The sequence below is a fragment of the Streptomyces sp. NPDC002055 genome (genome assembly GCF_040296705.1).
Lineage (GTDB): Bacteria > Actinomycetota > Actinomycetes > Streptomycetales > Streptomycetaceae > Streptomyces.
The window spans coordinates 82,076-105,060 of record NZ_JBEOXS010000015.1 but is presented as its reverse complement, the minus strand read 5'-3'; the positions used below and the strand labels follow the sequence as shown (position 1 = coordinate 105,060).

At 72.3% G+C, this 22,985-nt stretch carries 20 protein-coding genes and 1 pseudogene; 5 read left to right on the top strand and 16 right to left on the bottom strand.

The genetic code is table 11. The features are described 5' to 3' along the window. Positions 1-238: 238 nt before the first annotated feature. Positions 239-1,468 carry a CDP-alcohol phosphatidyltransferase family protein gene (locus ABT112_RS12185; RefSeq protein ID WP_502975319.1) on the top strand — a complete coding sequence of 410 codons (1,230 nt, stop codon included), beginning with the start codon at positions 239-241 and terminating at the stop codon, positions 1,466-1,468. A gap of 434 nt (positions 1,469-1,902) precedes the next feature. Continuing rightward, entirely contained in the window at positions 1,903-3,123 is a 1,221-nt protein-coding gene (locus tag ABT112_RS12180; RefSeq protein WP_351508394.1) for a S8 family peptidase, read from the top strand. Between the two features lie 118 nt (positions 3,124-3,241). On the opposite strand, the gene ABT112_RS12175 is transcribed toward ABT112_RS12180, so the two are convergent. Further along, positions 3,242-4,078 carry a hypothetical protein gene (locus ABT112_RS12175; RefSeq protein WP_351508392.1) on the bottom strand — a complete coding sequence of 279 codons (837 nt, stop codon included), beginning with the start codon at positions 4,076-4,078 and terminating at the stop codon, positions 3,242-3,244. Positions 4,079-4,514: 436 nt separating this feature from the next. Here ABT112_RS12175 and ABT112_RS12170 point away from each other — a divergent pair. Further along, a pseudogene (locus ABT112_RS12170) lies at positions 4,515-5,501 on the top strand (glycosyltransferase family 2 protein); the annotation flags it as partial. Positions 5,502-5,682: 181 nt separating this feature from the next. Here the strand turns inward: ABT112_RS12170 and ABT112_RS12165 are convergent. Continuing rightward, positions 5,683-6,234: a GNAT family N-acetyltransferase gene (locus tag ABT112_RS12165; protein ID WP_351508389.1), complete on the bottom strand. Its 552-nt coding sequence runs from the start codon at positions 6,232-6,234 to the stop codon at positions 5,683-5,685. 81 nt (positions 6,235-6,315) lie between these two features. On the opposite strand from ABT112_RS12165, the gene ABT112_RS12160 reads away from it, so the two are divergent. Next, positions 6,316-6,855 (top strand): DUF1697 domain-containing protein, encoded by a 540-nt coding sequence (locus tag ABT112_RS12160; RefSeq protein WP_351508387.1) that lies wholly within the window; start codon positions 6,316-6,318, stop codon positions 6,853-6,855. A 200-nt stretch (positions 6,856-7,055) separates the two neighbouring features. Here ABT112_RS12160 and ABT112_RS12155 read toward each other — a convergent pair whose 3' ends face one another. The 12 genes from ABT112_RS12155 to ABT112_RS12100 all read right to left on the bottom strand — a co-directional run bounded on the left by ABT112_RS12155 (position 7,056) and on the right by ABT112_RS12100 (position 18,226). Further along, positions 7,056-7,859 carry a sirohydrochlorin chelatase gene (locus ABT112_RS12155; protein ID WP_351508385.1) on the bottom strand — a complete coding sequence of 268 codons (804 nt, stop codon included), beginning with the start codon at positions 7,857-7,859 and terminating at the stop codon, positions 7,056-7,058. An 8-nt stretch (positions 7,860-7,867) separates the two neighbouring features. After that, on the bottom strand, positions 7,868-8,836 hold the full coding sequence (locus ABT112_RS12150) for an ABC transporter permease (RefSeq protein ID WP_351508384.1): 969 nt from the start codon (positions 8,834-8,836) through the stop codon (positions 7,868-7,870). Then, the gene (locus ABT112_RS12145) at positions 8,823-9,620 is read right to left on the bottom strand and encodes an ABC transporter ATP-binding protein (RefSeq protein ID WP_351508382.1); all 798 of its coding nucleotides are present in this window, start codon (positions 9,618-9,620) and stop codon (positions 8,823-8,825) included. Before ABT112_RS12145 ends, ABT112_RS12150 begins: the two co-directional genes overlap by 14 nt. A 31-nt stretch (positions 9,621-9,651) precedes the next feature. After that, positions 9,652-10,779, bottom strand: a complete 1,128-nt coding sequence (locus ABT112_RS12140) for an aliphatic sulfonate ABC transporter substrate-binding protein (protein ID WP_351508380.1) — start codon at positions 10,777-10,779, stop codon at positions 9,652-9,654. 220 nt (positions 10,780-10,999) lie between these two features. Further along, positions 11,000-12,334 carry a sulfate adenylyltransferase subunit 1 gene (locus tag ABT112_RS12135; RefSeq protein WP_351508378.1) on the bottom strand — a complete coding sequence of 445 codons (1,335 nt, stop codon included), beginning with the start codon at positions 12,332-12,334 and terminating at the stop codon, positions 11,000-11,002. Positions 12,335-12,336: 2 nt separating this feature from the next. Further along, positions 12,337-13,272, bottom strand: a complete 936-nt coding sequence (gene cysD, locus ABT112_RS12130) for a sulfate adenylyltransferase subunit CysD (protein ID WP_351508376.1) — start codon at positions 13,270-13,272, stop codon at positions 12,337-12,339. Further along, a complete protein-coding gene (gene cysC / locus ABT112_RS12125; protein WP_351508375.1) occupies positions 13,269-13,835 on the bottom strand; it encodes an adenylyl-sulfate kinase in 567 nt (188 codons plus the stop codon). Before cysC ends, cysD begins: the two co-directional genes overlap by 4 nt. Positions 13,836-13,879: 44 nt before the next feature. Beyond that, entirely contained in the window at positions 13,880-14,587 is a 708-nt protein-coding gene (locus ABT112_RS12120; protein WP_351508373.1) for a phosphoadenylyl-sulfate reductase, read from the bottom strand. Continuing rightward, on the bottom strand, positions 14,584-14,766 hold the full coding sequence (locus tag ABT112_RS12115; protein WP_351508371.1) for a hypothetical protein: 183 nt from the start codon (positions 14,764-14,766) through the stop codon (positions 14,584-14,586). Before ABT112_RS12115 ends, ABT112_RS12120 begins: the two co-directional genes overlap by 4 nt. Continuing rightward, positions 14,763-16,460, bottom strand: coding sequence for a nitrite/sulfite reductase (locus tag ABT112_RS12110; RefSeq protein WP_351508369.1), 1,698 nt, complete (start codon positions 16,458-16,460; stop codon positions 14,763-14,765). Before ABT112_RS12110 ends, ABT112_RS12115 begins: the two co-directional genes overlap by 4 nt. 451 nt (positions 16,461-16,911) lie before the next feature. Continuing rightward, positions 16,912-17,484, bottom strand: a complete 573-nt coding sequence (locus ABT112_RS12105) for a GNAT family N-acetyltransferase (RefSeq protein WP_351508367.1) — start codon at positions 17,482-17,484, stop codon at positions 16,912-16,914. Between the two features lie 64 nt (positions 17,485-17,548). Beyond that, the gene (locus ABT112_RS12100) at positions 17,549-18,226 is read right to left on the bottom strand and encodes a class F sortase (RefSeq protein ID WP_351508365.1); all 678 of its coding nucleotides are present in this window, start codon (positions 18,224-18,226) and stop codon (positions 17,549-17,551) included. Positions 18,227-18,614: 388 nt separating this feature from the next. Here ABT112_RS12100 and ABT112_RS12095 point away from each other — a divergent pair, with 388 nt between their 5' ends. Further along, positions 18,615-19,433 (top strand): hypothetical protein, encoded by an 819-nt coding sequence (locus ABT112_RS12095; protein WP_351508363.1) that lies wholly within the window; start codon positions 18,615-18,617, stop codon positions 19,431-19,433. Positions 19,434-19,750: 317 nt separating this feature from the next. Here ABT112_RS12095 and ABT112_RS12090 read toward each other — a convergent pair whose 3' ends face one another. Beyond that, positions 19,751-21,052: a helix-turn-helix domain-containing protein gene (locus tag ABT112_RS12090; protein ID WP_351508361.1), complete on the bottom strand. Its 1,302-nt coding sequence runs from the start codon at positions 21,050-21,052 to the stop codon at positions 19,751-19,753. A gap of 259 nt (positions 21,053-21,311) precedes the next feature. Further along, the gene (locus ABT112_RS12085; protein ID WP_351508359.1) at positions 21,312-22,973 is read right to left on the bottom strand and encodes an acyl-CoA dehydrogenase family protein; all 1,662 of its coding nucleotides are present in this window, start codon (positions 22,971-22,973) and stop codon (positions 21,312-21,314) included. Positions 22,974-22,985 lie beyond the last annotated feature (12 nt).

Here is a 22,985-nt window from a genome sequence, read left to right as displayed (position 1 = left end):
ACCCGGCCGGCCGGCCTGAGCGGGCGCGCTCGACCGGCCCGGGGGCTCCCCGCGCCGGTTCTCCCCATGGAGCCTGAAAGGGCCATCGACCCGAGCAGAAAAGGAGACCGCTACCCCCACAAAAAGGTTGTACTTAGCACATCTTGTCCTTTCAATGACCGACTTTCTAACGTCAGGTGAACAGATACCTGCCGCCAGGAAGTTGACCATGCCCCGAGAGATACCGCCCCTCGCCGAGGTGCGCCGTACCACCGAGAAGAAGCGCGACGCGTGGTGGACCGTGCTGCTGGTGGATCCGGTCGCCACCCCGCTCGTCCGCTGGACGGCGAGATGGACCCGGATCACCCCCAACCAGATCACCTGGTTCGCCCTCCTGCTCGGTCTCGGCGCCGCGGGCTGCTTCGCGGCCGGCAGCTGGGGCTGGCTGCTGGCCGGCGCCGTGCTCTACCACGTGAGTTTCATCCTGGACTGCATGGACGGGAAGCTCGCCCGGCTGACCGGAACGGGCTCGGTCTTCGGCGCCTGGCTGGACTACGTCTTCGACCGGGTGCGGGTGCTGGCCTGCGCGGTCGCCCTGATGGGCGGTCAGTACAGCCGCACCGGTGAGGTGCTGTACCTCTGGCTGGCCCTCGCCGTCGTCTTCCTCGACATGCTCCGGTACATCGACGCCTTGCAGATCTTCAAGATCCGCCATGGGATGCGGAAGCAGATCAAGGCGCGGGTGCGGGCGGCCCGTCGGGCCGAGAACGCCCGGGAACTGGCCTTCATGGAGGACCTGCTGCGGGACAATCCGGAGGCGGACGCCGAGCACGGGACCGTACCGGTGGACCTGGCCGACGCCGGGGAGCCGGTCCGGGGCGGGCTCGCGTTCGACGGTGCGGCCGCCGGGCCGGTAGAGGGCGGCCGGGTGGTGGCGGCGACGTTCCCGCGGGCCGGGGCCGGGGCTCCCGCCGGCGTTGCCGCCGTGCCGCTGTCGGTGACGCCGGTGCGGTCCCGCGCCGAGGTCGACGCCGGGGTTCTTCCCGAGACGGTCGCCCTCAAGTCTTCGGCCGAGAGCGCGGACCTGGCCGAGAGCGCGGACCTGGTCGAGGGCGCGGGCCGGGTGGAGGACGCAGACCTGGTGGAGGACGCAGACCCGGTCGACGGAGGCGCGGGCCCGGTCGAGGCCGTGCCGTTGAAGCGGCGCCCGCAGGTCGTCGATCTGCACCAGGAATTCCGGCACCGCTTCCCCTGGTACATCCGCTTCCGGTCCTTCCTGCTGCGTCATCGCATCCGTACGCACCTGGTCAGCGGTATCGAATTCCAGATGGCGGTATTCATCGTCGCTCCCCTGGTGGACGCGGTCGCTCCGGTCACCGTCGGCGCCGGTGTGCTGTTGCTGGTCTTCGAACTGGCCATCATCTACAAACTGTTGCTGTCCACCCGCGACTTCACGCGCACCATGGCGTCCTTCGAGAAGACCGCCTGACCCGCGGCGTCGATTACACGGCGTTCACGGCTCGCGACACCCTGTCGGCACTGTTCCTGGTCCGCGGCCCTCGGGCCCCTTTGCTCTCGCCTTCGCGGCCGTTTCGGCACGACCCCCTGGCTCACGGACCGGGGGTCGTGCCATGTCCGGGATATCCGTACCGCGGGTAGCAAATCCCCTTCCCGGGGACGGTCGGATCGCCCGCAGGTAAAAGGAGTTGAGGCGGGGTGCCTCAACTGGGTCCAGTTTGGTGCGGTTTGGATTTCCGTAAACCTGTTGTCTCCGTCACACCTGCCAGATGTCACACCGTTGTCATTGAATTGAGCGCGTCAATCGGCCAGGGTTTCGAATCACCCGGACGCAGATCTTCCTGCGGGCCGGGGCGATTGCAACAACGCTTCAACCCCCCACAGCAATCGAGGAGACCTCTCTTCATGGCTTCACACAAGCGTTACAGCAAGCGTCGGCTGACCGTGGCGATATCCGCCACCGTGGCCGTTGCCGCGGGCGGCACGCTGCTGACCCTTCCCGCCGGCGCGAGCACCACCCCCACGGGCAAGATCTACGGTGCCAACGCCCAGAACGCCGTCAGCGGCAGCTACATCGTCCTGATGGACGACAGCGCCAAGACGATGGCCGCGAAGGACGCCAAGTCCGACCTGGCCAAGGAGTACGGCGGCAAGCTCAAGCGGAACTACTCCTCCGCCGTCAACGGCTTCTCGGCCAACGGCCTCACCGAGGCCGAGGCCAAGAAGCTCGCCGCGGACCCGTCGGTCGGCAAGGTGGTACAGAACAAGAAGTTCCACATCAACGCCACCCAGGAGAACCCCCCGTCCTGGGGCCTGGACCGGATCGACCAGGAAGAGACCAAGGGCGACAAGAAGTACGCCTACCCGGAGGGCGCCGGTGAGGGCGCCACCGCGTACGTCATCGACACCGGTGTCCGCACCACGCACAAGGACTTCGACGGCCGCGCCACCTCCGGCTTCGACGCCATCGACAACGACAAGGACGCCGACGACGGCAACGGCCACGGCACCCACGTCGCCGGCACCATCGCCGGCGCCAAGCACGGTGTCGCGAAGAAGGCCAAGGTCGTGGCCGTCCGCGTGCTGGACGACGAGGGCTCCGGCTCGACCGAGCAGGTCGTCGCCGGCATCGACTGGGTCACCAAGAACCACCAGGGCCCGTCGGTCGCCAACATGAGCCTCGGCGGCACCGTCGACGAGGCCCTCGACGCGGCCGTCAAGAAGGCCGTCGCCGCCGGCGTCACCTTCGTCGTGGCCGCGGGCAACGAGTCCTCCGACGCCGGCCAGAGCTCCCCGGCGCGCGTGAAGGAAGCGGTCACCGTCGCCTCCAGCACCGAGAAGGACGAGCAGTCCGACTTCTCCAACTTCGGCAAGGTCGTCGACCTGTACGCGCCCGGCTCGGACATCACCTCCGACTGGAACGACAGCGACACCGGCACCAAGACCATCTCCGGCACCTCGATGGCCACCCCGCACGTCGTGGGTGCCGCCGCGGTCTACCTCGGCTCCCACAAGGACGCCACCCCGGAGCAGGTCTCGAAGGCCCTCACCGACGGTGCCACCCCTGACAAGATCAGCAACCCCAGCGAGGGCACCCCGAACAAGCTGCTGAAGGTCACGAAGTAACCCTTCGCACACCCCAGTAGCAGACGGCCGCCGCGCTCTCCCCCACGGAGCGCGGCGGCCTCCTTGTGTCTCCGGCGTCACTCCGGGCCGTAGGCGTAGAGCGGCCCAGCTGCAGGACTCAGACCGTTTCCCGCTGGTCACGCAGTGCCTCTACGTCCGCCTGGGCGAAGCGTCCCAGCGGTCCGGGCCGCACTCCGTGACGTTCGGCGGTCACCTCGAACTTGCCGACGGGCCAGCTCAGGGATTCCGCCGCTTCCTTGGCCGACCGGCTCGCCGCGATCCAGGCATGGCGGTCGCGGACCGTGGCGGCGATGTGCTCCTCAGGGAGCTCGTCGAGGTCGTCCACGGCGTACATGGGGTGCCCCTTGAATTCGCCCCGAGGCCGTAACAGGCCCTGATCGGCGAGGGTCTGCACGTCGACACGCTCGACGTCCCTCTGGACCCGCAAGGACAGATGCTCCGCTGCCTTGATCGATCCGAGCCCGGGATGGTCGCCCACGGCCGCCCTGATCTCCTCGACGCGATCAGGCAGTGTTGTCGCCACCGCGTACGACCAGCGCTTGGCATCCACGTCCGGGGGCGGAATCACGCCCTGCTGCACCGCCCGGGGGACCTGCCAGTTCTCCAGCCCCAGCCACCTCGCCAGTTGAACGGGGCCGAAGTCCCTCCCTCGGGCGGCCTTGTGGCCTCCGGTCCCGCCGGCGGACGAGGAGCTGCCGGCGGACGACGAGCCGCCGGGCGGCGGCGCCGCTGCGGTGGCGTGTCCGGTGCCCAGGGCATCCCTGATGTCCTCCAGGCGGTCCGGCAGTGTCTTGGCCAGCGTCAGCGACCATCGCTCGTCGTCGATGTCCGGCGGCGGAATGAGCCCCCGGGCCTGGGCTCGTCGGACTTGCTTCGGTTCGAGCCCGAGCCAGTCAGCCAACTGGTGCGGACCGAAGTCCCGTTCCTTGGCCACAATCCCCTCCCGTGCGATCGTCGGACACTTGGCCGCGCACGTCGGCGCGCCCACCGGAGTCCCCAACAGCCTAGGTGCCGGGTCTGACAGTGGGCCACAAGTGGCCCGGGGTGAGCGGGAGTTGCCGGGGTCATGAGGCACCTCCCCGCCCGCCGGTGAACCTGCCGGATCCGCGCGGAGCCGCTCGGTCCTTGTGCAGGCCGTCACCGACCGACCGGTATCCCTCCGGGACGCACCGCGCGCAAATCCCGAACCGCCCGCTGCCCGGCACACCGCACGCCACCCGGCACCCGGCACACCGCACGCCACCCGGCACACCGCTCCCACCTGCGCTGACATGCCCGGGCGCGGTCCCCGCAGCGGAGTTATCCACAGGCAACGGCGGCAATCAGCGCGAATCCCCCGACCCGGCTACCGTCAGTGACCAGCAGACGCCATCACCAGCCGACTCGAAGGAGCACCAGATGCACGGGGGCCTGCCGTTCATCGGCCTGAGCACCATCGTCTACGGCGTCGTCGCGCTGATCACCGTCATGGGACGCGGAGTCCTGCGACGCGGAACGAAGCGGGGGAGCGAATCATGCGAAGCCTTACGGTCATCGTCCCGGCGCACAACGAGGAGGAAGGGCTCCCGGCGACGCTGGAATCCGTCTTCCGGCAAACAGTGCCGCCCGACGCGGTCATCGTGGTCGACGACGGCTCGGCCGACCGCACCGGCGACGTGGCACGCGCCTTCGGCGCCACGGTCCTGACACCACCGCACAACCTGGGCAGCAAGGCGAAGGCGCAGAACTTCGCCCTGCCCCACTGCTCGACCGAACTGGTCCTCGCGGTCGACGCCGACACCGTCCTCGCGCCCGACTACATCGAGCGCATCACCCCCGCCTTCGACGACCCCGCGGTGGTGGTCGCCGCCGGCAATGTGCAGACGCGGCACACCCGCACGGTGTGGGAGCGCGGCCGGTCCGTCGAGTACCTCTTCGGATTCCACTGGCACCGGCCCATCCAGAACGGCGCCAACAGCCCCGTCGTCTGCTCCGGCTGCTGCTCCGTCTTCCGCCGCGACGTCCTGGCGGGCTTCGGTGGCTTCCCGGAGCGGACCATCGTCGAGGACATGGACTACACCTGGTCCCAGCAGATCGCGGGCCGTCGGGCCGTCTACGTCGCGGACGCCGAGGCGTGGGCGGCCGACCCGGAGACCCTGACGTATCTGCGGAAGCAGGTCTGGCGGTGGATGGCCGGGTTCTGCCAGAACGTCCGGCTGCACCTGGGCCGGCTGATCCTCCGCAAGCCGCTGCTCGCCGTGTGGATCCTGCTGGCGATGGTCGAGATCCTCACCGCGCCGCTGTGGTGGGCCACACCGGTGATCCTGGCCGCGACCACGGATCAGACGCTGCCCTCGGCACTGGGCTGGTGGGCCGGCACGGACATACTCCTCACCGTGCCACCCCTGGTCTATGCGGCCAGGCGGCGGAAACTCCCGGTCCGCAGAGTGCTGCTCAACATCCCCTGCGTCTACCCGGCGAAGGCCGTCAACCTCTACTACGCGTGGAAGGCCGTCTGGGTGGAGCTGGTCCTGGTCCCCCTCCGCCTCTCACGGGGGCTCACGGTCTACGAGAAGGGCCGTGCTCCCACGCCGCTCGCCGCAGGGTGAGCACCCGGGTCGAACTGCCGTCGTCCTCCACGATGTCCCGCACCGGGACGAAGCCGATGCGTGCCAGCAGCGCCAGCGAGGCGCTGTTCGGCGCGGCGACGGTGGCGTGCACCTCGGCCAGGCCCAGGGCGTCGAAGCCATGGGCGAGGACGGCCTCGGCCACCTCAGTGCCGAGGCCCCCGCCCCAGAGCTCGGCCGCCAGGGCGTAGACGACCTCATACCCGTCGACCGTGTCGGTGCGCTTGATCTCGGCGTGCCCGACATACCGGCCGGGCCCGCCTGCTCCCGCCAGCCGGACGGCCCACACGTCGAACAGCCGCCGGGCGTAGACCTTGCTGAAGATCCGTCCGAAGAGTGCCCGGTCCTCCGCCTCGCTCGACGGGCCGTCCCCCATCCAGCGGGACACCCGAGGGTCCTGGAAGAGCCGGACGAAGTCCTCTTCGTCGGCGGAGGCGTAGGGGGTCAGCCGGAGGCGTTCGGTGTGCAGCGGGGGCGGGGTCACGGCCGGGAGACTATGCCGCGCACCACCGGTCGGGCCATCGGATTGCCGGGCGCTGTCGGTGCCTCTCGGTAGGGTGCCGCCGTGACGAGCTATGTGGCATTGCTGCGCGGGATCAATGTGGGCGGGCACAAGAAGGTGCCCATGGCGGCGCTCCGCGAGCTGCTGACGGGCCTGGGGCACGGGGCGGTCCGCACGCATCTGCAGAGCGGCAACGCGGTGTTCACCAGTGCCGAGCAGGATCCGGCGGTGCTGGTGGACGGGCTGGAGCGGGCGATCGAGGACCGGTTCGGCTTCGAGGTGCGGTGCATCGTGCTCAGTGCGGCCGAGCTGCGGGCGGCGGCCGGCCGGAACCCGTTCCCGCCCTCGTCGTTCGAACCGTCGAAGCTGGCGGTGCTCTTCCTGTCGTCGCCTCCCGACCTCGGGCGGCTGGGCACGATCGATGAGGGGAAGTACCGCCCGGACGAGTTCCGGCCGGGCGAGCGGGAGATCTTCGTGCACTGTCCCGGGGGTCTCGGCACCAGCAAGCTCATGCCGGTGCTGGGGAAGGCCACCGGCGATGCCGTGGCCACCGCCCGCAACTGGAACACGGTGGTCAAGCTGCTGGCGATGAGCGAGGGCTGATGCCAGGCCGCGGGTGAGGCGCGGCCGGCGGTGGAGGGCCGGACCGACGCGCCCGAGGGCGCGACGGCAGCGCAAGGGCCGTGACCGACACTCCGACACTCCGGCGAACCGGCGAACCGGCACTCCGACACTCCGGCGAACCGGCGTGACCGAGGGGCAGGGGAGGGGGTGGGGGTGGGGCCCCCGGGACGCCGTCCTCGTCAGGCCGAGGCCCGCAGCCCGCCCTCCCGCTCCCCCCAAGCCTCCTCGTACCGCTGGAGCATCAGCCGCGCGACGTCCGGGGCGTCGCCGAGGGCTTCGGCGAGGAAGTCCGCTCCGGCTTCGCGTGCGCCGGTGACGATCCGGTCCGGCAGGAAGCCGGGGGCGAGGACGTAGGGGGCGACGGCGACCCGCTTCGCGCCCTCGGCGCGCAACTGCCGGACCGCGTCCGCGGTGCGGGGGAGAGATGCGGAGGCGAACGCAGGCCGCACGGCGCACCAACCGGTGTGCCGCCACTCCCGCGCGATTTCAGCGATCACTGCGATCGCCTCCGGGTCGGAGGAGCCCGCCGAGGCCAGGACGACCCCGGTCGAGCGCCGGTCGCCGGGGCGTACCCCGGCTTCGTACAGCCGCTGTTCGAGGGTGGCGGTCAGGAGGGGGGACGGGCCGAGCACGTCGGCCTGCCGGAGGGAGAGCTGCGGCAGCCGGCCCGACATCTCGTGCAGCACGGAGGGGATGTCGGACTTCGCGTGGAAGGCGCGGGTGAGCAGCAGCGGCAGGGCGACCACGTCCCGTACGCCTTCGGCGGCGAGCCGTTGCAGCACCTGGGGCACGCTCGGCGCGCAGAAGTCCAGGTAGCCGGTCTCGACACGCAGCCCGGGCCGCAGCGACCGTACCCGCTCGGTGAGCGCGGTGACGGTCGCCGCGTGCCGCGGGTCGCGGCTGCCGTGGGCCACGATCAGCAGCACGGGGGCCGTGGGGCGGACGTGGCGCAGGTCCGGGCGGAGTGGGTGCGGGGTGTGCATGGCAGGGGTCAGTTCTTGACGAGGAGGCCGCGGCTGCGCAGGACGCGCCGCTCGATCGGGGCGAAGACGAGGAGTTCGATGCCGATGCCGACGATGAGGATGAGCAGGATCGCGGAGAGGACCCAGGACATGTCCTGGAGTTCCCGGCCCTGTTCCAGCAGCTGGCCGAGGCCGACGCCCAGGTCACCGGCGTTGACGATCAGTTCGGCCGCCATCAGGGAGCGCCAGGAGAAGGCCCAGCCCTGCTTGAGCCCGGCGATGTAGCCGGGCAGCGCGGCGGGGAGCAGGATGTGCCGTACGGCGTGCAGCCCGTTGGCTCCGATGACCCGGCCGGCGCGCAGGTAGAGCGGCGGGATCTGGTCGACGCCGGAGACCAGGCCGTTGGCGATGGACGGGACGGCGCCGAGCAGCACGACCGCGTAGATGGTGGCGTCGGTCAGCCCGAACCAGATGATCGCGGCGGGCACCCAGGCGACGGACGGCAGCGACTGCAGTCCGGACAGGATGGGGCCGATCGCGGCGCGTACCGGCTTGACCCGGGCGACGATCAGGCCCAGTGGGGTGCCGATCGCCACGGAGATGAGGAAGCCGAGGCCGCCGCGGGAGAGGCTGGTCCACACGTAGCTGAGGAGGGTGCCCTCCAGCCACTTCTCCTGGAGGGAGCGGCCCACGTCCACCGGGCTGGGGAGCAGGTAGTGCTCCTTGAGCTTGAAGTGGTAGGCGAGCTGCCACAGCACCAGGACGATGGCGACGGCGATGATCGGCGGCACGGCCTTGGACAGCAGGGTGCGGCCGAGCGGCGCGCGCTGGGATGCCCGGGTCTCCAGGGCGTCGAGCCCTGCCTCCAGGCCGGCGAGCTGGTCGGGAGGGGTGGTGGCGGATGTGGCAGTGGCAGATTTGGCAGTGGCGGTGTTGGCGGTGTCGTCGGAGGCGGCCGGGTCGGCGCCGGTGCGCTGCTCGGTGTCAGTGCTGGCCATGTCGGCGGATCTCTCCCCGCAGCTGTTCGGTGATCTCGATGGACAGGTCGGCGACCCCGGAGTCCTCGATCCGGCGCGGCTGCGGGATGTCGACCTTCCACTCGCGGGCGATGCGGCCGGGGCGGGACGACAGCAGGACGACCCGCTCGGCGAGGCGCACGGCCTCTCGGACGTTGTGGGTGACGAAGAGGACGGACAGGTTCGTCTCCCGCCAGATGCGGGTCAGTTCGTCGTGCAGGACGTCGCGGGTGATGGCGTCGAGCGCGGCGAACGGCTCGTCCATCAGCAGCAGCCGGCTGTCCTGGGCGAGGGCCCGGGCGAGGGCGACGCGCTGCCGCATGCCGCCGGACAGCTCGTGCACGCGCTTGCCGTAGGCGCCCTTGAGGCGGACGAGTTCCAGCAGGCGCTCGGCCTCGGGGCGCCGTTCGGCCTTGGGCAGGCCGCGCATGCGCAGGGCGAGTTCGATGTTCCGGCCCGCGGTGAGCCACGGGAAGAGGGCGTGTTCCTGGAACATCAGGGCGGGCCGGCCGCCGGGGGTCTCGATGGCTCCGGCGGACGGCTTGTCGAGTCCGGCGACCAGGTTGAGCAGGGTCGACTTGCCGCAGCCGGAGGCTCCCAGGAGGGTCACGAACTCGCCGGGTGCCACATCGAGGCTGATGTCGTCCAGGACGAGCTGCTGGGCTCCGGGCCGGCCGAACGACTTCGACACGTGGTCGATGCGCGCGACGTGGGACACCGCCGCGTCGTCCACGGCGGGGGTCTTGGTGAGCGTGGTGATGGCCATGGGTGTCACCTCCTGGGAGCGTGCCGGTGGATTACTTGGTGCCGAGCCCGGCGTCGTCGACCGGCGGCTTGCCCTCGGCCTTCAGCACCTTGTTGAGCAGCCGGAGGTCGTAGATGCCCTTGAGGTCGGGCTTGTCGAGCAGGCCGGCCTTGACGGCGTGGCCGGCCTCGGTGCCGAGGGTGGAGGCCAGCGGGTCGTCGGTGACCTCGACGTTGCGGAACGCCGGGTCCAGCACCTCGGGCGGCAGGGGCTTGCCGGCCTCTGCCTTCAGGGCGTCGTTGATGGCCTTCTTGGCGGCGTCCGGGTTGCCCTTGATCCAGTCGTTGGTCTTCACCGAGCCGCGCAGTACGGCCTCGACGACGTCCGGGTGCTGCTTGAGGAATTTCTGGGAGACGATCAGGTTCGTGATCACGAACTTGCCGTCCTTCCAGAGCTTCTTCTCGTCGAGGAGGACCTTGCCGCCCTCGGCGACCAGCTTGGAGGCGGTGGGTTCGGGCACCCAGGCCCCGTCGACGCTGCCGCTCTTGAAGGCGACCGGGGTCACCTTGTTGTCGGTGCGGGCGACGGTGACGTCGCCCTTGCCGGAGTTGGGGTCGACCTTGTAGCCCTTCTCCGAGAGGTAGTTGAGGAGCGCCACGTCCTGGGTGTTGCCGAGCTGCGGGGTGGCGATCGTCTTGCCCTTGAGGTCGTCCAGGCTCTTGATCTTCTTCGGGTTCACCACGAGGGAGACGCCGCCGGACGCCGAGCCGGAGATGATCTTCAGGGCCTTGCCGTGGGACTTGGCGTAGCCGTTGATGGAGGGGGACGGGCCGATCCAGCCGATGTCGATGCCCTCGGAGTTGAGGGCCTCGATCTCGGCCGGGCCCGCGTTGAAGACCCGGGGGGTGACCTTGGTGCCGCCCAGTTCCTTCTGGATCAGGCCCTTCCTGCCGAGGCCGACCAGCGCGGTGGCGTGGGTGGTGTTCGCGAAGTAGCCGATCTTCACCTCGTCGAGGCCGTCGAGCTTCTTGCCCTTGGCGGCCGGGGCCGCGTCCTCCGGGGTGGCTTTGGAGCCGTAGCCGCAGGCGCCGAGGGAGACGATCAGCAGCGGGAGGGCGGCGGCTGCCGCGACGGCGCGGCGGGCCGCCGGCCGGGCGAGGGTGGAGCGAACGGCAGTCACGGGAGGTGTTTCCTCTCGGTGAGCCGGTACGTCGCGGGGACGCCCGGCGGTGCGGTGCTACCGCTCGGCGGCAGCGGGGGAGGGTCTTCGTCGGGGGAGCGGGTGCCTGCGGTGCTCAGGTGTCAGCACGCACATCGCCCCACTCCGCCCTGACCGCTCCCGAGGGCGCCGCTGCCGACGCGGCCGCCCTCCTTCGCGAAGGTGGAGAAGATGTCGGTCATCAGAAGTCCCACCCGTCGTCGTCGCGGGTGCCGACCTCGGCCTCGGAGTCGGCGAACGCCGCGCCCGCCATGCCCGCCGTGAGGGTGGAGCCGTCGGACGGGTCGATCAGCAGGAACGATCCGGTGCGGCGGGAGTCGGCGTAGGCGTCGAGCGCCAGCGGCTCGGAGGTGCGCAGCACGACCCGGCCGATGTCGTTGGCGACCAGCTCGCCGGGGGCGGGGTGCTGGGAGAGGTCGTCCAGCGTCAGCCGGGACGGGATGTCCTTGACGATGGCCTTCACCGTGCGGGTGGTGTGCTTGAGCAGCACCCGGGCGCCCGGCGTCAGCGGCTGGTCGTGCAGATGGCAGACGGTGGCGTGGATGTCCTGGGTGGCCGCGGGGGCGGAGGCGGTGGTGACGATCGTGTCGCCGCGCGAGATGTCCAGGTCGTCGGCGAGCCGGACGGTCACCGACTGCGGAGCCCAGGCCTGCTCCACGCTCTCCCCGAGCGCGTCGATGCCCTCGACGGTGCTGGTCAGCCCGGACGGCAGTACGGTCACGGCGTCGCCGGCGCGCAGCACGCCGGAGGCCACCTGGCCCGCGTAGCCGCGGTAGTCGGGGTGTTCGGCGGTCTGCGGGCGGATGACGTACTGGACGGGGAAGCGGGCCGGGTCCGCGGAGGGGTCGGTGCCCACCGGCACGGTCTCCAGGTGCTCCAGCACGGTGGGGCCGCCGTACCAGTCCATGGTGGCGGAGGCGGTCACGACGTTGTCGCCGGCCAGCGCGGAGATCGGGATCGCGGTGATCTCCGGGACGCCGAGGGAGGCGGCGTAGGCGGTGAACTCCTCGGCGATGGCGGCGAAGACGGGCTCCGCGTAGTCGACGAGGTCCATCTTGTTGACCGCGAGGACGACGTGCGGGACGCGCAGCAGAGCGGCGACGGCGGCGTGCCGGCGGGTCTGCTCGACCACGCCGTTGCGGGCGTCCACCAGCACCACGGCGAGTTCGGCGGTGGAGGCGCCGGTCACCATGTTGCGGGTGTACTGCACGTGGCCGGGGGTGTCGGCCAGGATGAAGCGCCGCCGCGGGGTGGCGAAGTAGCGGTAGGCGACGTCGATGGTGATGCCCTGTTCCCGCTCGGCCCGCAGCCCGTCGGTGAGCAGCGCGAGGTCCGGGGCCTCCTGGCCGCGGGAGCGGGAGGCGTGCTCGACGGCCTCCAGCTGGTCGGCGAGGACCGACTTGGAGTCGTGCAGCAGCCGCCCCACCAGGGTGGACTTGCCGTCGTCGACGGATCCGGCGGTGGCGAAGCGCAGCAGCGACGTGGCCGCGGTCTGTTCGGCGATGGTGCTGGTCATGGTTAGAAATACCCCTCGCGCTTGCGGTCCTCCATGGCGGCCTCGGACAGCTTGTCGTCGGCGCGGGTGGCGCCGCGCTCGGTGAGCCGGGAGGCGGCGATCTCGGCGATGACCTGCTCGATGGTGGCGGCGTCGGAGTCGACGGCGCCGGTGCAGGACATGTCGCCGACGGTGCGGTAGCGCACCAGCCGCTTCTCCACGGTCTCGCCGTCCTTGGGGCCGCCCCACTCACCGGGCGCCAGCCACATGCTGTTGCGGGCGAAGACCTCCCGCTCGTGCGCGTAGTAGATCTCCGGGAGTTCGATGTCCTCCCGGGCGATGTACTGCCACACATCCAGCTCGGTCCAGTTCGACAGCGGGAAGACCCGCACGTGCTCGCCGGGGGAGTGCCGGCCGTTGTAGAGCTGCCACAGCTCCGGGCGCTGCCGGCGCGGGTCCCAGCCGCCGAACTCGTCGCGGAGCGAGAACACCCGCTCCTTGGCGCGGGCCTTCTCCTCGTCGCGCCGGCCGCCGCCGAAGACCGCGTCGAACCGGCCCGTCTCGATGGCGTCCAGCAGCGGGACGGTCTGCAGCGGGTTCCGGGTGCCGTCGGGGCGCTCGCGGAGCTTTCCGGCGTCGATGAACTCCTGGACGGACGCGACGTGCAGCCGCAGCCCGTGCCGGGCGACGGTGCGGTCCCGGTAGTCGATGACCTCGGGGAAGTTGTGTCCGGTGTCCACGTGCAGCAGCGAGAAGGGCACCGCCGCGGGGGCGAACGCCTTCAGCGCGAGGTGCAGCATGACGATGGAGTCCTTGCCGCCGGAGAACAGGATCACCGGCCGCTCGAACTCGCCCGCCACCTCGCGGAAGATGTGCACGGCCTCGGACTCCAGGGAGTCCAGGTGGGACAGCGCGTACGGGCTGTCGGTGCTCTCGGTCCGGTCTGTCGCGGTGGTCACGCCAGTCCCCTCTCGGTCAGCAGCGCGTGCAGCTGGGCGGCGGAGTCCTCGACGGTCCGCTCGTGCGTCTCGATCCGCAGGTCCGGGTCGGCCGGTGCCTCGTAGGGGTCGTCCACCCCGGTCAGTCCGGAGATCTCGCCGGACGCCTGCTTGGCGTACAGGCCCTTCACGTCGCGCACCGAGCACACCTCGACCGGTGTGGCCACGTGCACCTCCAGGTAGGCGGTGCCCTCGGCCTGGTGGCGCCCCCGTACCGCCTCCCGGCTGTCCGCGTACGGGGCGATCACCGGGACGAGGGCCTTCACGCCGTTGGAGGCGAGCAGTTCGGCGACGAAGCCGATCCGCTGCACATTGGTGTGCCGGTCCTCGCGGGTGAACCCGAGGCCCGCGGAGAGGAACTCGCGGATCTCGTCGCCGTCGAGCACCTCGGTCCGGTGGCCCTCGCCGCGCAGCCGCTCGGCCAGCGCGTGCGCGAGCGTCGTCTTGCCGGCGCTCGGCAGACCCGTGAGCCAGATCGTGGCGCCCGTCGCGGGCACGCTCGCCCCGCCGTCCGTCAGGCCCATGTCCGGTATCCCATCCGCCTGTATCCCATCCGTCCGTTCGCTCATCAGCCGTGCAGTCCGCACTCGGTCTTGTTGCTCCCCGCCCAGCGGCCGGAGCGGGCGTCCTCGCCGTCCAGGACCCGCCGGGTGCAGGGGGCGCAGCCGACCGACGCGTACCCGTCGCTCAGCAGCGGGTTGGTGAGCACGCCGTGCTCGCTCACGTAGGCGTCCACGTCGTCCTGCGTCCAGCGGGCGATCGGGGAGACCTTGACCTTGCGCCGCTTGGCGTCCCAGCCGACGACCGGGGTGTTCGCCCGGGTCGGGGACTCGTCGCGGCGCAGGCCGGTCGCCCACGCGTCGTAGCCGGTCAGGCCCTCCTCCAGCGGCTGGACCTTGCGCAGGGCGCAGCACAGGTCCGGGTCGCGGTCGTGCAGCTTCGGCCCGTGCTCGGCGTCCTGCTCGGCGACGGTCCGCCGCGGGGTGAGCGTGATGACGTTGACGTCCATCACGGCGTCGACCGCGTCCCGGGTGCCGATGGTCTCCGGGAAGTGGTAGCCGGTGTCGAGGAACACCACGTCCACGCCCGGGGCGGCCCGGGAGGCGAGGTGCGCCACGACGGCGTCCTCCATCGAGGAGGTCACGCAGAACCGGCCGCCGAAGGTGCCGGTGGCCCAGCGCAGGATCTCCAGGGCGGGCGCGTTCTCCAGCGCGCGGCCCGCCTCTTCGGCGAGCTGCTGGAGTTCGGCCGCGGTGCGTTCGGGTGCGGTGGTCATGCGGTGCTGCCCCCTTCGTCGTGGTCGCGCTGCAGGCCCTTGGCGAGCAGCCCGAGGAACGAGAGGCGGAACGCCCGGTTGCAGGACGCGCATTCCCAGGCCCCGTGGCCCTCCTCGGAGGGCCGCAGGTCCTCGTCGCCGCAGTACGGGCAGTAGAAGGGTGCGGCGCGCTCGCTCATGACAGGGCCTCCTGGTCGGCGCGGGCCGCCCACTGGGCGAACCGCTCGCCGTCCTCGCGCTGCTCCTGGAACCGGCGCAGCACGCGCTCGACGTAGTCCGGGAGTTCGTCGGAGGTGACCTTGAGTCCGCGGACCTTGCGGCCGAAGCCGGGCTCCAGGCCCAGCGCGCCGCCCAGGTGCACCTGGTAGCCCTCGACCTGGTTGCCGTCGGCGTCCATGACGAGCTGCCCCTTGAGACCGATGTCCGCGACCTGGATGCGGGCGCAGGCGTTCGGGCAGCCGTTGATGTTGATGGTGACCGGCTGGTCGAACTCGGGGAGACGGCGCTCCAGTTCGTCGATGAGGGAGGAGCCGCGCGCCTTGGTCTCGACGATCGCGAGCTTGCAGAACTCGATGCCGGTGCAGGCCATGGTGCCGCGCCGGAACGGGGACGGGGTGACCCGCAGGTCCAGCGCCTCCAGCCCGGCGACGAGCGATTCGACCTGGTCCTCGGTCACGTCGAGCACGATCATCTTCTGCTCGACGGTGGTGCGCAGCCGGCCGGAGCCGTGTGCCTCGGCCAGCTCGGCGATCCTGGTGAGGACGGTGCCGTCGACGCGGCCGACGCGCGGCGCGAAGCCGACGTAGAACCGGCCGTCCCGCTGCCGGTGGACGCCGATGTGGTCGCGCCACTCCTGCGGCGGCTGCGCCGGGGCGGGGCCGTCGGTGAGCTTGCGCTCCAGGTACTCGTCCTCCAGCACCTGGCGGAACTTCTCCGCCCCCCAGTCGGCGACGAGGAACTTGAGCCGGGCGCGGGTGCGCAGCCGGCGGTAGCCGTAGTCCCGGAAGATGCCGATGACCCCGGCCCAGACGTCCGGCACGTCGGCCAGCGGCACCCAGGTGCCCAGCCGGACGCCGATCTTGGGGTTGGTGGACAGCCCGCCGCCGACCCACAGGTCGAAGCCGGGCCCGTGGTCGGGGTGGTCCACGCCGACGAACGCGACGTCGTTGATCTCGTGCGCCACGTCCAGCAGCGGCGATCCGGAGATCGCGGTCTTGAACTTCCGGGGGAGGTTCGAGAACTCCTTGCTGCCGATGTAGCGGCTGTGGATCTGGTCGATGGCGGGGGTGCCGTCGATGATCTCGTCCTCGGCGATCCCGGCGACCGGCGAGCCGAGGATGACGCGCGGGGTGTCGCCGCAGGCCTCGGTGGTGGACAGCCCGACGTCCTCCAGCCGCCGCCAGATCTCCGGCACGTCCTCGATGCGGATCCAGTGCAGCTGGATGTTCTGCCGGTCGGTGATGTCGGCGGTGCCGCGGGCGAACTCCTCCGAGATCCGGCCGATGACCCGCAGCTGCTCGGTGCTCAGCCGTCCGCCGTCGACGCGGACGCGGAGCATGAAGTGCTTGTCGTCCAGCTCCTCCGGCTCCAGGACCGCGGTCTTGCCGCCGTCGATGCCGGGCTTGCGCTGGGTGTAGAGGCCCCACCAGCGCATCCGCCCGCGCAGGTCCTGCGGGTCGATGGAGTCGAATCCGGCCTTGGAGTAGATCGTCTCAATGCGTGTCCGCACATTGAGACCGTCGTCGTCCTTCTTGAACTGCTCGTTGCCGTTGAGCGGAGTGAAGTGCCCCACGGCCCACTGGCCCTCACCGCGGTGGCGGCCGGCCTTGCGGCGGGACGTGGCAGCGCTTGCGCTTTCTGGAGTGGCGGCCATGGGTGTCTGTCCTTCGGGGCGGCTCAAGGCAGCGGACGGTAACGACGGCACCCCTGTTGACCTGCGCATATGCGCGTGTGCTCGGCACGGCGTGGGGACGCGTGCGGCAAGGCGGGGTCAGGGGTGCACACTCGTCCGCAGCGGTGGGGACGGTGCTGAATGCGGCGGTGCTGTGACTGTCAGCCCGCCGGACACATGGCGCTGGACATGCGGCCGAGGTCGACGTGCCGCCGACTCACCAAGGCAATTCCAGCTCGAGACATGACGGAAGCGTGGCACGCAGATCTCGGGAGCGTCCACCGCAATCCAGCATTCGGACAAGACTGTCCCGCTGGACGAGACATTGTGGCCCCGGTCACGCGCCCGGCCCGCACTCGGTCACGCGCCCGGCCCGCATCCGGAAGGGCCGGGCGGGACGGGCGGGTGCCGGGGCGCGCCGCCGGGAGGACGGTCAGCCGTGTGCGCCGGGCCACGGGCCGGGAGTGGGGGCGTCCTGCTCCTCCTCGACCGCGGTGTCGAAGACCCGGAAGCCCCGGCGCCGGTAGTTGTCGACGGCGTACGGGCCGTCCTTGCTGCAGGTGTGCACCCAGACGCGGGTGGTCGGGGGCAGGCCGTCCCACCGCTCGGCGAGGTCCCAGGCGCGGGCCGTGCCCTCGCTCAGCAGATGGCCGCCGATCCGCCGGCCCCGGAAGGCGGGGAGCAGCCCGAAGTAGCTGATCTCCACCACGCCGCCGTCCTGGGCGGCCAGCTCGATGTAACCGGCGGGCGTCCCCCGGTCGTAGGCCACCCAGGTCTCGGAGCCGGGGCGCTCAAGGGCCTCCTGCCACCGCGCGTACGGCCAGTCCAGCCGGTCGGTCCAGTGGATGTCACCGCCGACCGCGGTGTACAGGAAGCGGCTCAGCTCGGGGGAGGGCACCTCGGACCGCACGATCCGTATGTCCCGGCCGTCCTCGGGCGGGGCGGCGGGTGTGAGGTCGGCGGGCGAGGTCTGTTCCAGGGACCAGGTGGTCACGGTGATGCTCATGCCGTCAGCCAACCACGGCCCGCGGGACCCGGTCCGGGGCCCCCGCCCGCGCCCCGGGATCTGGTCAGCGCACCTCGACCAGCTTGGCGAACACGACGACGTTCCCGTTGTAGCCCTGCCCCTTGGAGTAGCCGCCTCCGCAGGTGATGACCCGGAGCTCCGGCTGCCCGGTGTCCCCGTACACGCGTTCCGCCGGGAAGTTCCGCTTCTCGAACACCTCGATGCCGTAGATCTCGAACACCGCGGTGCGGCCGTCCTGCCGGACCGCCTCCACCCGGTGGCCCTTCTTCAGGGCTCCGAGGCTGTAGAAGACGGCCGGCCCCGAGGCGTTGTCGACATGCCCGACGACGACGGCCGTGCCCTGCTCGCCGGGGGTGACCGCGTCCTTGAACCATCCGGCCAGGTTCTTGTCCGCCGCCGGTGGCGAGGCGATCCCGCCCTCGGCGTCGAGGCCGACCTCCATCAGCGGAGCGTCCACCCTGATCGTCGGCACCTTCACCCGGGCCGGCGTGGACGCCGGCAGCGGTGTGACCGCGGCGGGCCCCGCCGCGCCCGGCACGGTGCGGCCGACCGCGGCGGACTCGGCCGCGGGCTGCGGGGGGCCGCCCGCCTCCTCGGCGCCGTTCCGTATCAGGGCCACACCGGCGAGCAGGACGAGCGCTATGGCACCCCAGGGCGAGGGGCGGCTGCGCACCGGCGTGTAGCGGCCACGGACCCGGCCCCGCCTGTCCTTCGCGCCCATCTCTCTCCCCTCGGGGAGCGCGGGGCAGCCGCGCTCCGCACCGGCCTCTGACGGAACGTTATGGCCGGGGGTGTCCCGCTGCGACAGCAGCGGGGGCGAACGGGTGGCGGCGCGCGGGCCGGACGCGTGGCGCCTCCCGGGGGAGCGGAGGGGCGCCGCCCGACCACCGCCCGACCACCGCGGGCCCCGCCGCCCGCGCGCCCGCGCCCGGCCCGGAGCGCCGCCTCCCCGCCGTCCGCGCGCTCCGCCGCACGGGGGGAATCGGCCCCGTTCGGACCAGCAGCACCGGGCACCGGCCCGCCCGCCGGGAGACGGTCGACCTGGACGTGTCCCGCCGGCCCCGGGCCGCCGTTCCCCGCGCGTCCGCCGAGAACGCCGAAGGAGTGCCATGCCCGTGCCCCGTGTCGCCGTGGCCGCCGCCCTCGCCGGAGCCGTACTCGTGCTGCCGGGCCCGCCCGCCGCCGCCGATCCGGTCGACGCGGGGCCGAGCAACATCGTCGTGGTCCCGGCCGCGGTGGAGCAGGGCGCGATCGTGACCATCACCGTCGACGGCACCGCCTGCCGCGGCATCGGCCGGATGTACGACGCGATCGTCGAGTCGAACGCCTTTCCGCGCACTCGGCTCACCGGGCTGCCGGACCGGAGGAAGACCTCCGCCGCCCGGCCCACGGTCTTCGCCGCCGCCGCGCCGGGCACGCACACCGTCTCGGCCACCTGCGGCGGAAAGACGATCACCGGCGGGCACTTCCGGGTGCTGCCGCCCCGCAACGCGTCGGCCGCTCCCGGAACCGGAGCGGGCAGCGGCACGGCCACGGCCGGTACCGCGGCGCCCTCCTCGCCCGCCGGCTCCGCGACCGCCCCCGGCACCGGCAGCAGTGCCGGCACCCACAACGGCAGTGGCGACACCGGCACCCACACCGGCAGCGGCACCGGCACGAGTGCCGCCCCGCACCACCCCGGGGCGGCCCCGAGCGGCGGTACGGAGCCCGGGCCCCGCGACAGCGCCCGGCCCGACCCGGGCCGCGACACCCGGCACCCCGCTCCCGGCGCAAGCGCCGGGGCGGTGCCGGACAGCGCCACCAACGCCGGGGTCGGCAGCGCCGACCGCTCGACCCCGTTCGGGGTGGCCCTCGGCGGCGGACTGGTCATGGTGTCGGCGGCGATCGTCGCCTACTGCCTCGTCCGTCGCCTCCGCCGCTCCGGCTGAGCCGTTGCCGTAACGGCCCGCCGGGCGCGGCAAATGCCTACTGCCCTACTGCCCTCGGCCGGGTCGTCCGTCGCCTCCGCCGCTCCGGCTGAGCCGTTGCCCTGGCGGCCCGCCCGGCGCGGCAACGCTCACGCCCCACTGCCCCCGTCCGGCAAGGCCGACAGGCCGGAACCCCGCACCGGGCCCGTCACGCCCTGCCCCGGCTGACGGCCCGCCCTGGCCAACGCCCGCCGGCCCGGCTTGGCCAACGCCCGCCGGACCACACCCGGCCCCGGCCCGCACCCGGCCCCTCCGATCAGCCCCCGGACCCCCCGCCCTCACCCCCCGCCCTCACCCGCCGCCGCCCGCACCGCCGGGGCCGTCGAGTGAGGCAGCAGGTCGCCCGGGTGGTCCGGGGTCAGCAGTTCCACCGCCACCCCGTCGGCGAACCGGTACGGCCGGTGTGCCAGGACGCCCGCCAGGGTCCGCCGGACCCGGGACATCTCCGCCCGCACCGTCACCGTGCGGGTGGCGTCGCCGAAGAGGTCGTCCGCGAGCTGCGCCGCCGTCCGGCCCTCCGGGCGGCGCGCCAGCACGTACAGCAGCTCCGCGTGGCGTGGGGACAGGTCCTGGGTCCAGCTGCCCGCCCCGCTCGTCACGGAGAGCGTCCACCGCCGGGGCAGCCGCAGGTCCAGGGCGACCCGGCTCGGCTCCGCCCCCGGCCCGGCGGCGTCCGCGCCGGTGGCGTCGACCCGGAGCAGCCAGCCGTCCGGCAGCGGCTCCACGGTGCACAGGCCGAGCGAGGGGAGCCATATCTGTCCCGGCCGGACGGACTTGGGGAGCTGCACCCGGTCCACCGGCGGCATCCCGGTGACGGCGGCCGGCCAGCCGTTCCGGTCCACCACCAGGGCCCGGCCGCCGATCCGGCACAGCACCGGCGCGGCCACCGTCCGCAGCCGGTCGATCGACGCCCGGTGGAGGTCCCGCAGTTCGCTCTCGGCCAGCCGCGCCACCGTGCCGACCAGGGCCAGCGTCGCCGGGTGGACGGTGGCGGCGGGCCCGCTCACATCGACCGCGCCGAGCAGCCGCCTGTCCCGCGGGTCGTGCAGCGGCGCCGCCGCACAGGTCCACGAGTGGTGGCTGCGGACGAAGTGCTCCGCCGAGTACACCTGGACCGGCCGGCGGGCGACCAGCGCCGTGCCGACGGCGTTGGTGCCGACGCTCTCCTCGGCCCAGCTCGCGCCGGGGGAGAAGCCGATCCCGTCCGCCTGCCGGCGCACCGCCGCGCTTCCGTCCCGCCACAGCACCCGGCCCTCGGGGTCGGTGACGACCATGATGTGCTGCGCCGCGTCGGCCACCGCGACGAGACCCTCGCGCAGGGTGGGCAGGACGGTGGCGAGCGGCGAGGACTGCCGCCGGTGCTCGATCTCCTCCAGCGCCAGCCGCCCGGTCGGCGTGCCCCGGTCGGGGTCCACCCCGAGCCGTAAGGTCCGCTTCCAGGACTCGCCGATCACCGGCCGCGGAGCCGTCGGCGGGCGGTCCCCGGCGAGTGCGGCGGCGCGGGCGCCACTGATCAGTCGGGCGGCCCGGCGGGGGTCCACGCCCGACAGCCGGGCCACATCCAGCGATTCCTCGTTCACGGGGTCGGTCTCCGAAGGGGGCAGGGGCCGGAGGGGCCGGCCTGTTTCAGGGTGCCGGCGAAAGCCGTAACTCCGACGGTACTCGGTCCAGTTGGTGCAACCCGTCGCAACGTTTGTGCACCCCCGCTCCCCGGCAGCAGAGTGATGACCACGCCACCCGGTGCGCTCGTACTGCCCGTCACGGTGGCGCTGCCGGACGAGGGTGGTGCCGTGTCGGCGCAGCATCACCCTCGTCCGGAACGGGCCGCTCCCGTACTTCTCAGACCGGCACCCGCGAACGATCCACGATCGACGCCAGGTCCAAGGTGTGCGGGAGCGTGCCGAACGTTCCTCCCCCGTCGCGGCCCAGCCGCGAGGCGCAGAACGCGTCGGCCACCTCCGGGGGCGCGAACCGTACGAGCAGCGCCCCCTGAAGCACCAATGCCATCCGCTCGGCCACCCGGCGCGCCCGGGCCTCGATGCCGCTCAGGTCGGCCAGTTCGGCGAGCAGGTCCTTGATCCCCGCGTCCAGCCGGTGGTCGGCGCCGCGGGCCCGGCCGATCTCCAGCAGGAACGCGTTGAGTGCGGCCGGTTCCCGCCTCAGGGCGCGGAGCGCGTCGAGCGCCTGGATGTTCCCGGCACCCTCCCAGAGGGAGTTCAGCGGCGACTCCCGCAGCAGCCGGGGCATGCCCGACTCCTCCACGTAGCCGTTGCCGCCCAGGCACTCCAGGGCCTCGCCGACCAGCGGCTGGCAGCGTTTCGTCACCCAGTACTTGGCCACCGGCACCGCCAGCCGCAGCAGGTGTGCCGCGTTCTCGTCGCCGCCGTCGGCCGCGTCCTGGGCCGCCGCCAGCCGCATCGCCAGCGCCGTCGCGGCCTCCGACTCCAGGGCCAGGTCCGCCAGCACGTTGCGCATCAGCGGCTTGTCGATCAGCGGCCCGCCGAAGGCGCTGCGGTACGCACTGTGGTGCACGGCCTGGGCCACGGCCTGCCGCATGAGCGACGCCGACGCGGTCACGCAGTCCAGCCGGGTCGCCGCCACCATCCCGATGATCGTGGCGACGCCGCGCCCCTCCTCGCCCACCCGCCGGGCCCAGGTGCCGTCGAACTCCACCTCGGCGGAGGCGTTGGAGCGGTTGCCGAGCTTGTTCTTCAGCCGCTGGACGGCGAACGGGTTGCGGGTGCCGTCCGGCAGCACCCGGGGGAGGAGGAAGCAGGTCAGGCCGCCGTCGCCGCGTGCGGAGGACGGCACCTGGGCCAGCACCAGGAACGCGTCGGACATCGGTGCCGAGCAGAACCACTTGTGTCCGGTGAGGAGGTATTCGCCCGGTGCGTCCAGCGGATCCGCCCGGGTCGTGTTCGCCCGCACGTCCGAACCGCCCTGTTTCTCCGTCATGGCCATCCCGAACAGGGCGCCCGGCTTGCGGTCCGCGGGCAGCAGCTCCGGCACGTACACCCGGGAGGTGAGCCGCGGCTCCCACACGGCCGCCAGCTCGGGGTCGGTCCGCAGCGCGGGCACCGCGGCGTGGGTCATCGACAGCGGGCAGCCGTGCCCCGCCTCGGTCTGCGTCCAGACGAAGAACCCCGCGGCGCGCCGCAGCTGCCCGTGCGGCCGGGTCCGGGCGTCGGTGAGCCCCGCGGAGACGGCGTGGCCGAGCAGCCGGTGCCAGGAGGGGTGGAAGTCGACCTCGTCGATGCGGTGGCCGTAGCGGTCGTGGGTGCGCAGCACCGGGGGGTTCTCGTTGGCGAGAGCACCCCATTTCTGCCCCTGGGAGGAGCCCGCCGCGCGCCCGAGTTCGCCGAGCTCCTCCCGCACCCGGTCCAGGTGCTCGGGGCCGGTGTGACGCGTCACGGCCTCCGAGAGGGCCGTATCCGCCGCGAAAACGTCGTAGCCGACCAGGGGCGGGGCCTGGTTGGTCACCGTGTGGGTCGAGGCTGCCATGGCAGATACGTT

Bases quoted from the DNA above. Each gene is read 5' to 3' on its own strand.
- ABT112_RS12180 (WP_351508394.1), top strand. From the start codon at position 1,903: ATGGCTTCACACAAGCGTTACAGCAAGCGTCGGCTGACCGTGGCGATA.
- ABT112_RS12155 (WP_351508385.1), bottom strand. From the start codon at position 7,859: ATGCACACCCCGCACCCACTCCGCCCGGACCTGCGCCACGTCCGCCCC.
- ABT112_RS12150 (WP_351508384.1), bottom strand. From the start codon at position 8,836: ATGGCCAGCACTGACACCGAGCAGCGCACCGGCGCCGACCCGGCCGCC.
- ABT112_RS12145 (WP_351508382.1), bottom strand. From the start codon at position 9,620: ATGGCCATCACCACGCTCACCAAGACCCCCGCCGTGGACGACGCGGCG.
- ABT112_RS12135 (WP_351508378.1), bottom strand. From the start codon at position 12,334: ATGACCAGCACCATCGCCGAACAGACCGCGGCCACGTCGCTGCTGCGC.
- cysC (WP_351508375.1), bottom strand. From the start codon at position 13,835: ATGGGCCTGACGGACGGCGGGGCGAGCGTGCCCGCGACGGGCGCCACG.
- ABT112_RS12120 (WP_351508373.1), bottom strand. From the start codon at position 14,587: ATGACCACCGCACCCGAACGCACCGCGGCCGAACTCCAGCAGCTCGCC.
- ABT112_RS12115 (WP_351508371.1), bottom strand. From the start codon at position 14,766: ATGAGCGAGCGCGCCGCACCCTTCTACTGCCCGTACTGCGGCGACGAG.
- ABT112_RS12110 (WP_351508369.1), bottom strand. From the start codon at position 16,460: ATGGCCGCCACTCCAGAAAGCGCAAGCGCTGCCACGTCCCGCCGCAAG.
- ABT112_RS12105 (WP_351508367.1), bottom strand. From the start codon at position 17,484: ATGAGCATCACCGTGACCACCTGGTCCCTGGAACAGACCTCGCCCGCC.
- ABT112_RS12100 (WP_351508365.1), bottom strand. From the start codon at position 18,226: ATGGGCGCGAAGGACAGGCGGGGCCGGGTCCGTGGCCGCTACACGCCG.
- ABT112_RS12095 (WP_351508363.1), top strand. From the start codon at position 18,615: ATGCCCGTGCCCCGTGTCGCCGTGGCCGCCGCCCTCGCCGGAGCCGTA.
- ABT112_RS12085 (WP_351508359.1), bottom strand. From the start codon at position 22,973: ATGGCAGCCTCGACCCACACGGTGACCAACCAGGCCCCGCCCCTGGTC.